The 15,075-nt window shown below is 59.9% G+C and carries 12 protein-coding genes; 9 read left to right on the forward strand and 3 right to left on the reverse strand.

Features of this window, described 5'->3' with window-relative positions; translation table 11 throughout:
• The first annotated feature begins 17 nt into the window (after nucleotides 1-17).
• Nucleotides 18-2,429 carry a vWA domain-containing protein gene (locus P9A16_RS21610; RefSeq protein ID WP_024271623.1) on the forward strand — a complete coding sequence of 804 codons (2,412 nt, stop codon included), beginning with the start codon at nucleotides 18-20 and terminating at the stop codon, nucleotides 2,427-2,429.
• A 459-nt stretch (nucleotides 2,430-2,888) separates the two neighbouring features.
• Here P9A16_RS21610 and ilvD read toward each other — a convergent pair whose 3' ends face one another.
• Nucleotides 2,889-4,562, reverse strand: coding sequence for a dihydroxy-acid dehydratase (ilvD, locus tag P9A16_RS21615; protein ID WP_024271624.1), 1,674 nt, complete (start codon nucleotides 4,560-4,562; stop codon nucleotides 2,889-2,891).
• Between the two features lie 114 nt (nucleotides 4,563-4,676).
• Between ilvD and P9A16_RS21620 the strand changes: the two genes are divergently transcribed.
• From P9A16_RS21620 to P9A16_RS21655, 8 genes are all read left to right on the forward strand, one after another.
• Entirely contained in the window at nucleotides 4,677-5,606 is a 930-nt protein-coding gene (locus tag P9A16_RS21620) for a LysR substrate-binding domain-containing protein (RefSeq protein ID WP_024271625.1), read from the forward strand.
• A 524-nt stretch (nucleotides 5,607-6,130) separates the two neighbouring features.
• Nucleotides 6,131-6,478: a transposase gene (locus P9A16_RS21625; protein ID WP_130521635.1), complete on the forward strand. Its 348-nt coding sequence runs from the start codon at nucleotides 6,131-6,133 to the stop codon at nucleotides 6,476-6,478.
• Nucleotides 6,475-6,780 carry an IS66 family insertion sequence element accessory protein TnpB gene (gene tnpB / locus P9A16_RS21630; RefSeq protein ID WP_023514630.1) on the forward strand — a complete coding sequence of 102 codons (306 nt, stop codon included), beginning with the start codon at nucleotides 6,475-6,477 and terminating at the stop codon, nucleotides 6,778-6,780. Before P9A16_RS21625 ends, tnpB begins: the two co-directional genes overlap by 4 nt.
• A 1,245-nt stretch (nucleotides 6,781-8,025) precedes the next feature.
• Nucleotides 8,026-8,286 (forward strand): DUF4212 domain-containing protein, encoded by a 261-nt coding sequence (locus P9A16_RS21635; RefSeq protein ID WP_024271627.1) that lies wholly within the window; start codon nucleotides 8,026-8,028, stop codon nucleotides 8,284-8,286.
• Between the two features lie 9 nt (nucleotides 8,287-8,295).
• Entirely contained in the window at nucleotides 8,296-10,062 is a 1,767-nt protein-coding gene (locus P9A16_RS21640; RefSeq protein WP_024271628.1) for a sodium:solute symporter family protein, read from the forward strand.
• Nucleotides 10,063-10,133: 71 nt separating this feature from the next.
• On the forward strand, nucleotides 10,134-11,960 hold the full coding sequence (locus P9A16_RS21645) for a DUF294 nucleotidyltransferase-like domain-containing protein (RefSeq protein WP_024271629.1): 1,827 nt from the start codon (nucleotides 10,134-10,136) through the stop codon (nucleotides 11,958-11,960).
• Between the two features lie 11 nt (nucleotides 11,961-11,971).
• Nucleotides 11,972-12,502: a hypothetical protein gene (locus P9A16_RS21650; protein ID WP_023516421.1), complete on the forward strand. Its 531-nt coding sequence runs from the start codon at nucleotides 11,972-11,974 to the stop codon at nucleotides 12,500-12,502.
• A gap of 3 nt (nucleotides 12,503-12,505) precedes the next feature.
• Nucleotides 12,506-14,155, forward strand: coding sequence for a 3'-5' exonuclease (locus P9A16_RS21655; protein ID WP_024271630.1), 1,650 nt, complete (start codon nucleotides 12,506-12,508; stop codon nucleotides 14,153-14,155).
• Nucleotides 14,156-14,688: 533 nt separating this feature from the next.
• Here the strand turns inward: P9A16_RS21655 and P9A16_RS21660 are convergent.
• Nucleotides 14,689-14,874, reverse strand: a complete 186-nt coding sequence (locus P9A16_RS21660) for a hypothetical protein (RefSeq protein WP_024271631.1) — start codon at nucleotides 14,872-14,874, stop codon at nucleotides 14,689-14,691.
• Nucleotides 14,858-15,075, reverse strand: a 218-nt coding sequence (locus P9A16_RS21665; protein ID WP_278025928.1) for a transposase domain-containing protein, incomplete at its 5' end; no start/stop codon positions are given. The genes P9A16_RS21660 and P9A16_RS21665, both read right to left, overlap by 17 nt.

Consider the following 15,075-nt stretch of genomic DNA (forward strand, 5'->3'; position numbering starts at 1 on the left):
AAAGGGGAAGGACAAAGATGCGGAACATCTGGCTAATGGGTATGGCGATGATGGCGCTTGCTGGGGTGGCGCACGCGGAAATGCCGGCAACGATCATCGTCATGGACGGATCGGGATCGATGTGGGGGCAGATTGACGGGCGGCCAAAACTGGAAATAGCGCGCACGACCGTAGCGGACGTGCTGGAGACGATACCGGCCGGACAGCAATTGGGTCTGCTGGCCTATGGCCACCGTGAAAAAGGCAATTGCGGCGACATCGAACTGATGGTTCCACCCGCGTCCGGCACTGCTGCGCAGATTTCTACTGCGGTAAACACCATGCGCTTTCTGGGCAAAACACCACTGTCGGACGCTGTGCGTCAGGCGGCTGAGGCTCTGCGCTACCGCGAGGAAGCGGCGACGGTGGTTCTGGTCACCGATGGGCTGGAGACCTGCTCCGCAGACCCCTGCGCGCTGGCGGACGAGTTGGAGACGGCGGGATTGAACTTCACAGCCCACGTTATCGGCTTCGGCCTTTCGCAGGCCGAAGGCGCGCGGGTCGCCTGCTTGGCTGAAGGCACCGGAGGGCGATACTTCGAAGCGAAGGATGCAGCATCGCTGGCGAAGGCGCTGCAAGATAGCGTGACCGCGGCCCTTCCGGAAGCATCGAAGGGGTCGCGCAGTTATTTCCCTGGTGCTAGCATGATGACCGATATCACCCTTGTACCCACCGGCATGACCACCGGCGTGACCGAAGTCCATCCACCGGAATTCTCCTTCCCCAAGGATGGCACCATCGCCCAATGCGCCGCACTTTGCGAAGGCGAGGCGATGTGTTCGGCCTGGCGCTATGAGCCTGCGGGCAGCAATTTCGTCGAGGCAGCGCGCTGCTTCGGCTTTGGCGCGTCGAGCGAAATGGATTACAATGCGGATGCGCACGGGTCAGGCTGGGCCTCAGGCATCAAGGACGGCGTGCTGCAACTGGTGCGCCCCTATGTACCGGTTGAGATTCCGCCAGAAGCAACGCTCGACGCCCCGGCCACTGCCCCCATCGGCCAGGCGGTCGCCGTGGCTTGGACCGGGCCGGCGGTAGAACTCGACACCATTGAGATCGGCCTTCCCGGTGATGGCGAACGCTGGACCTGGGTCTACGTGGCGAATGGCAACCCGGCCAGCCTGTTGATGCCGGGCGAGCCGGGCGACTACGAAATTCGCTACAAGTTCCGGGACCATACGGTCATCGCCAAACGCCAGATCACCGTGACCGAGGGTGCGGTAAGTCTGACCGCCCCGCAACAGGTGCTTGCGGGCAGCGAGGTCGCAATCAACTGGTCTGGGCCGGATGCCGATTACGACAATATCCAGATCGCCAAGACAGGCAGTGACAGCTATGTCAGCTATGGCTACGTTCGTGGCAAAAATCCGCTTGTCCTGGCCATGCCGGAACAGCCCGGCAGCTATGAACTGCGCTACAAGCTGTCGGACAGCGAGGTAATCGCCACAAGGCCCATCGAAGTGCTACCTGCCGATGCGGTATTGCCCGAGGTGGTGCAGGCGCTACGATCCGTGGTGATCGAGGCCGAAGGCGGCGGCGTGGGGCTCAACATCTCATGGTCTGCCGTACCGGTTCCCGGCCAGATGTTAGCGCGCGATGTCTGGGCGATGCCCGAAGGAGTCTCGGGGCCCGTCACAGCGGAATTCTTGCCCGGCCTTTACGACGTCACGGGCAATGCGGGCGACCATGTCTTCTCCGGCCGCATGGAGGTAACCCCTGGCGGTGAAAACCACTTCGTTGTCCCCCTCTCCCGCCAACATAGCCCAACGGGCGAGGATCAGGGCGCGCTGAAACCGATGGACCCGGTGCCCTTACGGATCAAGGGTGTCTACGAGGGGGCCTTCACCCAATGGGCTGCCTTTCCGCTCGATGGACAGGACAGCCTGGCGATCGAAAGCGGCGATCCCCGGCCTCGTGCCTGGGAAACCCGGCTTGACCGCGGCCATTGGCTGATCCGTGGTAGGCATGACGGGGCCACGGGGGCGACCTATCTGGCGGTGATTGAAGTGGCCACGTCCACCGAGGTCGTCATCGAACGTCCGACCTATTCTGCAGTGTCCAGCCTGTTCTGCCAGGGGCCTGCACTATGCCTCGTGCATGATCGTTCCAGCGGATTAAGTATCGCACTATCGCCGGGTTGGCGGATGGAACCTCCCATCCGCTATGAGACCGCCGCCGGGGTGGAGAGCGCGCGACCCTCGACCGTCTTCATGCCGCTGCGCGCCGGTGCAGAAAGCGTCATGGTGGCGCTGAACCCGCGGCAATGGGACGCCATGCTCGGCCCGTGCGAGCCGACGGCCGTAGGCCTGCTGTGCAGGCCCCAATTGATGGCGGCAGAGGATTTGCGCGTCTTCCGCATCCTTTCGGCAACGCTTGAATTGGCCGCCAAATAGGAAGACTCGGTCGACGAATGGCGGGGAGCGGCACTTTATGGCCTTAGTCAAGCACTGCAGGGATAATTCACCGCCGCAAAGCCAACCAGCTCGAGAGCTGATTGACATCAGCCTTGCCAACTCCTTCTTGAGGCCGCGCCAGGTTGGCACGACCACGCTCGCTCTGAATTTCGCCGAGCGCCGACCGTCGATCTCGACAAGCTATAGGGCAGTGGCTGCTTCCCGGACGGCTTTCTCGCCGCGAACGAAGTTAGCACCAGCCAACGATGGCGAGCCAACTTCGTCCGTACCTACCTGGAGCGCGATATCCCGATGATGAGGCGGTGTATTGCGGCAGATAGGCCTTTCCAATGCAGGCGGCTTCGCCCAGGACCTCCAGCGCAGCAGACCAGATGAGATATTTCCGAAACGAGTGTTATTCTGATACTATGGCCGACGACGCTGCGGTCCTCTCTGTTATCATCCTGTCACGGCGCCTTGACTTGCAGGGCTGGCGAGGGCAGCAAACTTCGCCAACACACCGCGCACGTAGCGAGGCGAGGGTTGACGCCACTGGCTTCGCCGCCTTTTTATCTCTTCTGCGGAAACGTCGAGTTGAAGCAGGCAGCGCCCGGCATCAATCGTAATACTGTCACCTTCCTCGACCAAAGCGATCGTCCCGCCAACGAATGCTTCAGGCGTGACATGCCCGACAAGCATGCCCCACGATCCACCGGAAAAGCGTCCGTCGGTGATCAGACCGACCTTGTCACCGAGCCCACGCCCGACAATAGCCGATGTTGGCGCCAGCATCTCGGGCATTCCGGGACCACCCTTTGGCCCGAGATAGCGCAGCACGAGCACGTCGCCCGGCTGGATAGAGCCTGACAGAATGGCATCCAGCGCCGATTGCTCATCGTTAAATACGCGCGCCGGGCCAGTGATAGAAGTCGATTTTAGGCCGGTGATCTTCGCGACGGCCCCGCCCTCCGCCAGATTGCCGCGCAAAACCGCCAGATGGCCTTGGTGATAGAGCGGAGCAGCGACAGGCCGTATCACGTCCTGACCGGTGGGCGGATGATCGGGAACTCCCTCAAGCTCCTCCGCGATCGTCCGGCCAGTGATAGTCAGGCAGTTTGGATTAAGTAGCCCTGCATTGAGCAGCAACTTCAGCACCTGAGGAACGCCGCCTTGCCGGTGTAGGTCGACTGCCATGTAGCGGCCGGAGGGTTTGAGATCACAAATGACCGGAACCTTACTGCGCACGCGCTCGAAATCTTCAAGCGTCCATTCGACCTCCGCTGCGTGGCAGATCGCCAGATAGTGAAGCACCGCATTAGTGGAACCACCGGTCGCCATCACCAGCGTGATGGCGTTCTCAACGCTCTGTCTGGTGATGACGTCGCGTGGTTTGATGCCTTTCCTGACCGCCTCAACCAGAACGGTTGCCGAGGCGGTAGCGGAGTCCCGTTTCTCCTGATCGGGGTTGGCCATCAGCGAGGAGCCAAGCAACGACATACCCAGCGCTTCGAAGGACGAGCTCATTGTGTTGGCAGTATACATGCCTCCACAGGCACCCGTGGTCGGACATGCGTGCCGTTCGATGCCCGCGAAATCTTCCTCGCTCATGTGGCCAGCCTTAATCGCGCCGACGGCCTCAAACGCAGAGATGACCGATAGATCCTCGCCCTTCCAGTTTCCGGGTTTGATGGTGCCGCCATAGACATAGATCGCCGGAACGTTCGCCCGAGCAATACCTATCATACCTCCGGGCTTGTTCTTATCGCAGCCGCCGATGACAAGAACACCGTCCATCCATTGCCCTTGGACCGTTGTTTCCACGCAGTCGGCGATTACCTCGCGCGAGATAAGGGAGTACTTCATCCCCTCGGTTCCCATCGACATGCCATCAGAAATGGTCGGAACACCAAACATCTGAGGATTGGCGCCTGCTGCCCTGACCGCGGCTGCGGCGGCATCCGCAAGCGGCTGAAGACCTGCGTTGCATGGCGTGATCGTTGAGTGGCCGTTGGCAATACCGATCATGGGCTTGTCGAAGTCCTCGCTTCGATAACCGAGCGCGCGGAACATCGCCCGATTGGGAGAACGTTCCACACCTTTGGTGATGGCGTTCGATCGTAGTTTGTGCGGCACTAGATGCCCTCCCCTAGTTAGCTGATAAGAGGACAGCATAAGCGAGCGCCGAATAATTCTGAAAATCTATTTATCATATGATATATAGTCGAATCTCATATCAATGAGGTCGCCATGGATTTGCGCCAGCTTCGCCATTTCGTCGCCGTGGCCGAGGAACTTCATTTCGGCAAGGCCGCCGAGCGCCTACACATGACGCAGCCCCCACTTAGCCAGAGTATTCAGGCGCTGGAGGCTGACCTCGGTGTGCAGTTGTTCTTCCGCACCAAGCGAACGGTGCGATTAACGCCGATTGGAAAGCATTGGCTACCCCATGCGAGGCGCGTTGTGGATGAGGCGGCAACGCTTCCGGAGTTGGCCCGTCGCCTGTCTCGAGGTGAAGTCGGCACACTGCGCATCGCGTTCGTCAGTTTCGTTGGCTACAGCTTCCTTCCGAGGCTGGTCAGTCGATTCAAACAATCGTTCCCGGAAGTGGAGATTTTGCTGAGTGAGGCAACCAGCAACGTACAAATTGACAGCTTGCTTGCAGGAGACATCGATATCGGCTTGATGATTCCGCCATCGAACCGGGCTATGCCGGCGCCCCTCAGCTATATGCCGATCACCTCCGAAGAACTTGTTGTAGCGATGCCATCCCGGTGGATAAAGAGCCGCAATGCCGAGCACCAGAGCGGCACAATCTCATTCGAAGACTTCAAAGAAAAACCGCTCGTTCTGTTTCCCCGAGCAGGAGCACCCGTTCTTCATGATCTCGTCACCCGCTTCTATGCTAATTATGGTGCGCACCCCGTGATTAGCCAGCACGCCATGCAGATGCAGACGATGATCAATCTGGTAGCCGAGGGAATGGGATTGGCGTTCGTGCCGAGTTGCATGCGTAGCCTTTCACCGGCTGGCGTCTCCTACTTAAGGCTGCAGGTGGCTGCCCCTACGATCGAGGTCGGACTGAGCTGGCAACCCGACGAAGCCTCCCAAGTCGTCAAGAAATTTGTCGCACTCGTCAAAGACGAAATTGCCAGCCGCTCTGCCGCGTCCTCGCTCTGAAGGCAACAGCGGCCCGATCACCGCCCGCTCCTCATTCATCAGGCCTATTCGCTCGCCTAAAGCAGCCTCTAAACGGAAGCATTGAATCAAGAACCGATTCCACTCGGGCAATCCCAACTGGATGTGCCGGCCGCTGACGCCGTTCGGCAACAAGCCCCCCCGCGCGGCTTGCCTTGGAACGTACCTACGAAGGCACTGACCTTGCCCCACGCCAACCGATCCTGCCAACGGGTAACGGCTTGCCCTCACGAAGGTTTGATGGGCCATCGCCGCGCTTTACTTGGGACGGAGGTGGCCTGCTGGCTCGCCTCTCGCCCGTGAAACCGGAGGGCGAACGCGTCATGGACGCATGCTCCCTCATCAAACCCATACAACGCGCCATCAAGCATCTCAAAACTTTGCACATAAGCGACAAGCAGACCCCATCTGGCGAAGCAGCTTAGCGGTCGAGTATCAGTAGCGGACACGATGATCTGCTGTGAGCTTCTATGTCTGCGCCTAGCTCTGGAACTAGAACTTTCCTTATGATCGAGGCTGTTGCGAACCGATTTGTGGGCGCACCTCGACAGCTTCGCCGGTGCTGGTCGGACGGTTTTAAAGCGCGTGCAGTTGCAGAGGCACTCGAGCCTGGCTCGAGCGTCTCAGCGATCGCCCGTCGGCTTGATATCCATCCGTCACAACTGTTTGGCTGGCGTCACGCCGCCCTGGGCTCTCGCAAGAATAACGTAGCGCCGAGCGGTCATAAGGCAGTCACGCCATCTGCCGCCGGTGCGATAATCAAAGTTCTGATTGGCGATGTCGTCGTGCGCGCTCCCGCTGATGTGGACGACGCTCATCTGCAGCGTGTCATCCGGGCAGTTCGCTCGGCATGATCCCCGCAGGTGTAAAGGTCTTCCTCGCCAGTCACCCCATCGACTTCCGCAAAGGGCCGGACAGTTTGCTGTCGCTGGTGCGGGGTGCCAGCAGCGATCCGTTCAACGGCTCGCTTTATGTTTTTCGGGCCAAACGAGCAGACCGTGTCAAGATCGTCACCGACACACGCATGCCGAGTATGGATGACATAACGCTGCTCAGTTCCATAGTTCGCAAGCACATAGGCATTCCTGTCGTGCTAGTCACGGTGCATGGCGACGTCGGCCTTGCCGTCCAAGCCACGAAACATGGGCGTCGGTGAAACACGAAATCGCGCGTCTGCAAAGTCTTGTCGAAGGCGGCAGCGTCAAAGAGGACATCGTCGGAGGGAGTCCGGTGATCCTCACGCTGCGCGGCTGCGTGTGCGTGCATCCCGTGCATCCTCTCCTTTACCCACCTGCTGATTCCCAATCAGGAGAAGATCACGAACTTCGGCGGCCTTATCGGCACGCTTCGTTACGAACTTGAAAAACTGGGTCATGCCGCGTGACACCGCGCGGCGGAGACCCTTGGCCGTTTCAAGCACTGGCTGGAAATGCAATCGCGGGCGCTCAGCAGCAGCGCCCGCGCACGCAGGCGTTGCATCTTTTGTCATAGGCCGTCATGGCGGCTGCCTTTCGCGACGAAGCGTCCACTCGCCGAGGGGTTGTCGGCATCGAGCACTGGCTGGCGTGTCCGAATGACAATCCCGAATCGAATCGACCCAGGAGCGCCCATGTTTGTCACTTGTCTTAGTTTCGCGCAGAATCGCGCCACCGCTCCCGCCTTCATGGCGGCGCATATTGCAGGGATCGCGCAGGGTTTCGCCGAAGAGGTTTCTTGTGTACGGGGTCGCTTCAGCCCACCAAACCTCCTCCATAAGGAAGCCCGAACCGAGAATGATGTGCGCATGGCGGCCGACCAATTCGTCATGGAAGGTGTAGTGCCCGCGGAAACCCTCGAAGTCGACGCGAACCTCACGACCTCGGCGTTGGAGCTTCTAAAGGCCGATGCATCGACGAAAACGGACGGCGACGCGATCTTGAGGTCGTGGCATCGCGAAAGGCGAGCTTACACGGCACCTAGCCCACCAATCCTGCGCTCCGTTTCAAGATTCGCTCTGCTCAGGGGTGCCCGCTGCACGAAACATCGCCCGGATAGATACCGGCAATCCGCGCGTTGTCGGCTGCGTTGTCGACAAGAATCCGGGTGAAGGGATACTCGTCGCGATGGCGGTCCGGCAACCGCGAGCGAGCAAGAGTGCGCCGGGCTAACTGCACCCGTGGAAAAGGCGTTTCATCATGTCGACCATAGAGAAGGAAAGGAAAGCGCATGACGGGCAGGCAGCCAAAATCAGGTCTCCACGCGCGATCCTAAGCCGCTACTATCGACTAATGACGAATATCCCGCCCCTTCTGGAGAGGGTATTCCTTAACGATTGCCTACTCTGTCACGGGAAGATGGAGACGGAGGAGCAAGAAGAGAGCGTCTCCCGAGGGGGCGCAATGTTGAAAAGGGAGGAACAATCGTGGCGGAAAATTCTTCGTCCAACGCATATTGGTCAGCAAATATTCGCGTCATTTTCATTTGTTTGGCTATCTGGGCTGCCGTGTCCTACGGCTTCGGCATCCTGCTACGTCCCGCGCTGTCTTCTATTGCGGTAGGCGGAAGCGATCTTGGTTTCTGGTTCGCGCAACAGGGATCAATCGTGATCTTCATCGCGCTGATCTTCTACTACGCCATTTACATGAACAAGATCGACCGTGAACACGGCGTCGACGAGGAGTGAGGAAGGCAGATGGATCAGTACACCCTTAACCTGCTGATCGTGGGGGCGTCTTTCGTACTCTATATCGGCATCGCTATCTGGAGCCGCGCGGGCTCGACAGCAGAATTCTACGCGGCCAATCGCGGCGTCCACCCGGTCATGAACGGCATGGCCACCGCTGCGGACTGGATGTCCGCCGCCTCGTTCATATCGATGGCTGGTATCATCGCCAGTGGCGGCTACGTCAATTCCACCTATCTGATGGGATGGACCGGTGGCTATGTCCTGCTCGCGCTCCTGCTTGCTCCCTATCTTCGCAAGTTCGGCAAGTTCACAGTGCCGCAGTTCATCGGCGACCGCTTCTACAGCCAGTCCGCCCGCCTCGTGGCCGTCGTCTGCCTCATCGTCATCTCTGTAACCTATGTTATCGGCCAGATGACCGGCGCCGGCGTCGCGTTTTCGCGCTTCCTCGAAGTGGAGGCCTCCACCGGCCTGTGGATCGCAGCAGCGGTCGTTTTCGTGTATGCCGTGCTCGGCGGCATGAAGGGTATCACCTATACCCAGGTCGCTCAGTATGTCGTGTTGATCATCGCGTACACCATTCCGGCAGTCTTCATCTCGCTCCAGCTGACCGGCAATCCCGTTCCGTGGTTCGGCCTGTTCGGCACCCACACGGAATCATCCCTACCGCTGCTGCAGAAGCTCGACCAGGTTGTGACCGATCTCGGCTTCGGTGCCTACACCGGGCAAGGTTCCATGCTCAACATGACCTTGTTCACGCTCTCGCTGATGATCGGCACCGCCGGCCTGCCGCACGTGATCATCCGCTTCTTTACCGTTCCAAAGGTCGCTGATGCCCGGTGGTCCGCCGGCTGGGCCCTCGTTTTCATCGCGCTTCTCTACCTGACGGCCCCGGCCGTAGGTGCGATGGCACGCCTCAACATCATCAACACGATCTTCCCCGCCGGCACGCAGCAGCAGGCGGTTCTCTACGACGAGCGCCCGGACTGGATGAAGAACTGGGAAGTCACCGGCCTGTTGAAGTTCGAGGACAAGAACGGCGACGGTCGTATCCAGTACTACAACGACAAGTCCGAAAGCTTTGCCGCCAAGGCTGCCGAGCGGGGCTGGAGTGGCAACGAGCTGACGATCAACAACGACATCCTCGTTCTGGCCAATCCGGAAATCGCGCAGCTGCCGGGCTGGGTGATCGGCCTCATCGCTGCCGGCGGTCTCGCCGCCGCGCTATCAACGGCCGCCGGTCTGCTTCTGGCCATTTCCTCCGCGATCAGCCATGACCTGATCAAGGATTGGCTGAAGCCTGACATTTCGGAAAAGAACGAGTTGATGGCAGCACGTATCGCCATGGCCGGTGCGATCCTGATCGCAACGCTCCTTGGCCTCCACCCCCCGGGCTTCGCCGCCCAGACCGTGGCGCTCGCCTTCGGCCTTGCCGCGGCCACCATCTTCCCGGCTCTGATGATGGGCATCTTCTCGAAGCGCATCAACTCTGCCGGGGCGACCGCCGGCATGCTCGTCGGCCTGATCGTCACCTGCGTCTACCTGTTCACCTATCTGGGCTGGTTCTTTGTCGCAGGGACGAACATGCTGGAGAACGTGCCGGAGAATTATTTCTTCGGCATTCCCCCTACGGCCTTCGGCCCGATCGGCGCACTGCTCAACTTCGCCGTCGCCTATGTCATCTCGGCGATGACGGCAGCACCACCGAAACATGTGCAGGATCTCGTCGAGTCCATCCGCGTCCCGCGCGGCGCGGCTGCAGCGACCGGTCACTAACCAGACGCCAGAGGAAGGCGGGCTCGAAGCCCGCCTTCCCTTACCCAGATTGCCTTACCATCAGGATTGCCATGGCTCCCACATCGGCTGACATTGCTAAATTCCTGGAATCCGTTCACCCCTACGATGGCCTCCCAAGAGCTGAGTTCGACCGCGTCGCACAGTGTTTCATCTGTCAGACCCGCAGCAGCGGCGAAACGGTATACAGCCACGGCGAACCGCTCCCCGGCGTGTTCCTGATCATGGAGGGCGCCGTCGAGGTGACGGATGCCGCTGGAGCGATCATTTCCCAGTTGCTTGCGCGCAATTCCTTCGGCGAACGTGGTCTTCTGGCTGATGGACTCGCCGCCACGACGGCCCGCAGCCTTTCCGATACGCATCTCCTGCTTTTGCCGGCAGACGAATTCAAGCGATTGTTCGAGGAGCAGCCTGTCTACAGGCGTTTCTTTGCCCGAGGCCGGCATGCCGAACCACGCCGGAGCGACATGGCGATGCAAAAGGTCGCCGACCTTATGTCGAGCCCGCCGATCACCTGCGCTCCCCATGACAATATCCGCCAAGCAGCCCGTCTCATGCGGGATCGCCGGATTTCCAGCCTGGGCGTTGTCGACGATGGGCGCCTCGTCGGCATCCTGACCATCCGTGACCTTTCTACCCGCGTCCTGGCTGAAGGGATCGATCCCGATACGACACCGGTTTGCGCCGTCATGACCCGCGATCCGATCGGCCTGCCAGCAGAAGCGCTCGGCTCCGACGTCCTTAATCTTATGTTCGAAAAGCATATAGGCCATCTGCCTGTGGTGCATGGCGACACGCTTGTCGGCATGTTGACGCAGACCAACCTGACACGGTTTCAGGCGGTCTCTTCGACGCAGATAATTCAGGACATCGTCGAAGCAGAAACCGCCGGGAGTCTGCCCGCGATAACCGCCCACATTCCCCGCTTGCTCGCACAGCTTGTCGGCAGCAACCATCCGCACGAGGTCGTCACACGGCTGATCACTGATGTTACCGACGCGGTGACGCGGCGGCTGATACAGCTGGCGGAAGAACCCCTGGGGCCGTCGCCGGTGCCCTATGTCTGGCTCGCATGCGGCAGTCAGGGCAGGCAGGAACAGACCGGCGTAAGTGATCAGGACAATTGCCTCTTCCTTCACGACAGCTTCGTCGAGAGCCAACGTCCCTGGTTCGACGCCCTTGCGCGTTTTGTCAGCGACGGCCTGCACGCCTGCGGCTATGTCTACTGCCCCGGCGACATGATGGCGACCAATCCTCGCTGGTGCCAGCCAGTGCGCGTGTGGCGGACATATTTCCAAGGCTGGATCGATACACCCGATCCGATGGCACAGATGCTTGCAAGCGTCATGTTCGACCTGCGCCCGATTGCCGGAAACGCGGCGCTGTTTAGCGATCTCCAGGCCGAAACGCTCAATCAGGCAAGCCGCAACTCCATCTTTGTCGCCCATATGATCGGCAACTCCCTGAAACACGTGCCACCGCTCGGTCTATTGCGCGGCTTTGCTACCCTGCGCACGGGCGAGCACCGCAACCAGATCGACATGAAGCACAACGGCGTGATTCCCGTTGTCGATCTCGGCCGGGTCTATGCCTTGGTCGGGCGGCTCTCACCCGCCAATACGCGCGCTCGGTTGCTCTGCGCCGAAGACGCGGGAGTCATCTCCGGCGCCGGCGCGAGCGACCTGGTGGCCGCCTATGACCTGATCGCCGAATTCCGGTTGCGCAACCAGGCTGCACAGATCAAGACTGGCCAAAAGCCCGACAACTACCTTGCGCCGTATGAATTCGGTGACTTTGAACGCTCCCATTTGCGCGATGCCTTCGTCGTCGTGCGAACGATGCAATCTGCTCTGGCCCAGCGGGGAAGCGCGTCCATATAGAGGAAGTCCACATGTTGTATGAGTTGATCGCCGCAGTCGTCGCTGGCGTCGCATTGGGAGGCATTGCGATGGCCCTGCGCGCCCTCACGCGCGGGCTGTTGCCGAAATGGCTTGTGCCAGCCGCCGCAGGTGCCGGCATCCTCGGCTATTCGATATGGAGTGAATACAGTTGGTACTCCCGTGCCCTTGCCGCCCAACCAGAGGGCGTGGTCACCGCCTGGCACAATGAGGAAAGCGCCCCCTGGCGCCCATGGTCGTACCTTGCGCCCGTCATCACGCGCTTCACCGCTGTCGATACCCGCACCGTCCAGCGCCACCCGGATTTTCCCGATCAGAGAATAGTCGACATTCTGCTGTCGGCGCGTTGGCAACCGAACTCGATCGTGAAGGTGGTTTTCGATTGCGTCGGCAACAAACGTGCCGACTTGTCTGGAGGGAATATTTCCATCGGGACGAACGGCGAGATCAAGAACGCAAGATGGATTGATCTGACACCTGGCGATGCGGGCCTGAAGGCAGCCTGCGCGCCGGCAGGGGAGTGACCTTTGCGTTGGGGTGTTCGCGGACGCGTCCTGTTTTTCTTTGTTGCCCTGGCGATCGGCTGTCTGGCGATCCTCGTGACGGGCATCTGGTTCGGCTATCATCGCGCCAGCGTATCCAACGTCTACGATGCCTTCGCACAGGCGGGCATCGCGATGGGATTTGGATTCGCGGCCCTGCTCCTTTGCAGCTGGGTTCTGTTCGACAGATACTTCGCGCGGCCGGTGAAGTCCGTCGCTGCCGCCATGCAGGCAAGGGCGTACGCGGACGTCGGGGGCAGCATTGATGTGACCGGTGCGAAACATCTGGGTGAGTTGCCCGGGGCGGTTTCGCAAGCCATTGCGACACTAAGGCAGGCGCGCAGCGACCTTGCCGAAACCGTCGCCCGGGAAACGTCGCAGCTGCTTGCCGACAAGGGGAAGCTGGAGCAGATGCTGTCGGATGTTCCGCCTGCCATTCTGCTTTGCACCGGTCGTCACCACATCGCCTTCTACAACAGTGTCGCTCAGCAAATGCTCGGCACACCGCATATGCCGATCTGCCTCGATCGCAACCTGTTCGACTACCTTGCAGACCATGAAGTCCGCCACGTTCATCGGCGTCTCATGGAACAAGCCGCGCCCGACACAGTCGTCGAATTTACCTGCGCGAAAGGTTCGCGACGGCTTGCGGGCCGTATGCGTCTCGCTGAAAACAATGATGGTGATGCGGGCGCGTATGTCATGACGCTACGCGACGTGACGGAGGAAATTGCCGCCTTCGCCCGGCGAGATCTCCTCTTGCGGGATGTGTTCAATTCCCCGCGGCCGGCAGAAGCATTCGGGGAGCCGACTGGCAGAAACGATGGAGCCTGGGCGGACCTCAAACGTCGGTACCAGGCGTGTGAGGCGGAAGGTTGGCCGACAACACTGTCAGGCACAATCAACAGCCCAGTTCAGACCGGGCACGCCCCCGCCCCCATCTCCAACGCGCCGCGAGCGGTCGTTTACGACTTCGACCTGCTTTCCCGCAAGAACCGGGAAATCATCGCCGATGCGGGTTTGGACGAACTCAACTATGTCGTCTTCGATACGGAAACGACGGGTCTCTTTCCTGAGCGGGGTGACGAACTGGTTCAGATTGCTGCAGTGCGGATCGTGAATGGCAAGCTCATGCTCAGCGAGATTTTCGACACACTCGTCAATCCTGGGCGCCGTATTTCCAGTGCATCGACGGCGATCCACGGAGTGACGGAAGCCATGGTTGCCGACGCGCCGGATGTTCTCCGTGCCGTAGAGCAATTTCACAAATTCGCGGAGGGTTGCGTGCTCGTCGCGCACAACTCACCGTTCGATATGGCGTTTCTCCAGCGCCGTGAAAGAGCCCTCGGCATTCAGTTCTGCAATCCGGTTCTCGATACCGGCATCCTCTCCACCATGATGTTCGGGCGGCATGAAAGCCATACGCTGGACGCCTTGATCAGTCGCCTGGGCATATCCCTGCCCACGAGCAAGCGTCATACCGCCTTGGGCGACGCTATCGCCACGGCCGAGGCTTTCGTCAAACTCAAGGCAATGATGATGGGAAAAGGAATAGCAAGGTTTGGAGATATCGCTGAGGCGTTCAGGAAAATTCCCGATTACCGACGTAGAACCCACACAGAAATGGAACCATGAGAATAGAAAAACTTCCAGGTTATTCCCACAACACTCGCAATCACTTAAATTCATCCGCCGCGTTTCTGTCCTTAGCCAAAACAGATTGACAGAGAGCACGGGCCGTGCAGGCTATGTCATGCCGGCAACGGTCCCAGGCCGTCGTCATTTCTTCTCCCTAAGAAGTCCACCGATGACGGCCTGGTGTTTAGAATCGATCGTTTCCCAGGACGTTCTCTAATCACGTTTGTCAATCTGTGTCGGTGCTATCGTCGGGCACGCTCAAGGTTTTCTTCGAGGTCGGCGCTTTGTGACCGCTTCATCATGGCGTTGGACAGGCTCAGCCAACCAACTTGGTGTTCGCGGTCGCCGGTCCGGCCGGCGCTCCCATCCGCGGGATCGGTTTAGGCTGCGGCACCGTCCTGACCGGACGATTCTGCTGGTGCTTGAGCAAGGTGATGCGTGCTTGCTTCATGCGGGTTGGGTTGCTACAGGATTGGTCCATCGGAGCGGCTCGCCGGGCTTCCCTATCCCTTTAGCGAGCGCCGCAGCACTTATGATTTCGGCTCGTATGCCATGATGCGTTTGATTTTTCCCTGGCCGCATTGCTCATCGACAAGGAACTGCCAAACACCTCCTTGCCAGGTGCGGATATCGGCGAGGAACTCCTTCAGGCTTTCGATCCCCCGGTCGTTGAACGTTGTGATGCCCTCTTCGCTGCGTTCATGGGCACGGATCATGTCGCCATAGTGTGAGCCTGTAGCCGATGGCGTCGGACCTGAAGTTCCAGGGCATGAGGTCTTCGATTTCAGACGCGGGCCTGCCCTGAGCGATGCGGGTCAAGGTTTGGCAGAGCCAGGCGAGCGGATCGACGCTGTTCATTTTGCATATGTGGACGGCCCCCGGCTTGCAAGATTGACGGCAGTAATTTGAACCGATCG

Origin of the sequence: Shinella sp. 838 (genome assembly GCF_029623935.1) — a bacterium.
In the GTDB taxonomy this organism is placed as follows: domain Bacteria; phylum Pseudomonadota; class Alphaproteobacteria; order Rhizobiales; family Rhizobiaceae; genus Shinella.

Coding starts and splice junctions, on each gene's coding strand:
- P9A16_RS21610 (WP_024271623.1), top strand. CDS start 18: ATGCGGAACATCTGGCTAATGGGTATGGCGATGATGGCGCTTGCTGGG.
- P9A16_RS21620 (WP_024271625.1), top strand. CDS start 4,677: ATGGATTTGCGCCAGCTTCGCCATTTCGTCGCCGTGGCCGAGGAACTT.
- P9A16_RS21625 (WP_130521635.1), top strand. CDS start 6,131: ATGATCGAGGCTGTTGCGAACCGATTTGTGGGCGCACCTCGACAGCTT.
- tnpB (WP_023514630.1), top strand. CDS start 6,475: ATGATCCCCGCAGGTGTAAAGGTCTTCCTCGCCAGTCACCCCATCGAC.
- P9A16_RS21640 (WP_024271628.1), top strand. CDS start 8,296: ATGGATCAGTACACCCTTAACCTGCTGATCGTGGGGGCGTCTTTCGTA.
- P9A16_RS21645 (WP_024271629.1), top strand. CDS start 10,134: ATGGCTCCCACATCGGCTGACATTGCTAAATTCCTGGAATCCGTTCAC.
- P9A16_RS21650 (WP_023516421.1), top strand. CDS start 11,972: ATGTTGTATGAGTTGATCGCCGCAGTCGTCGCTGGCGTCGCATTGGGA.
- P9A16_RS21660 (WP_024271631.1), bottom strand. CDS start 14,874: ATGATCCGTGCCCATGAACGCAGCGAAGAGGGCATCACAACGTTCAAC.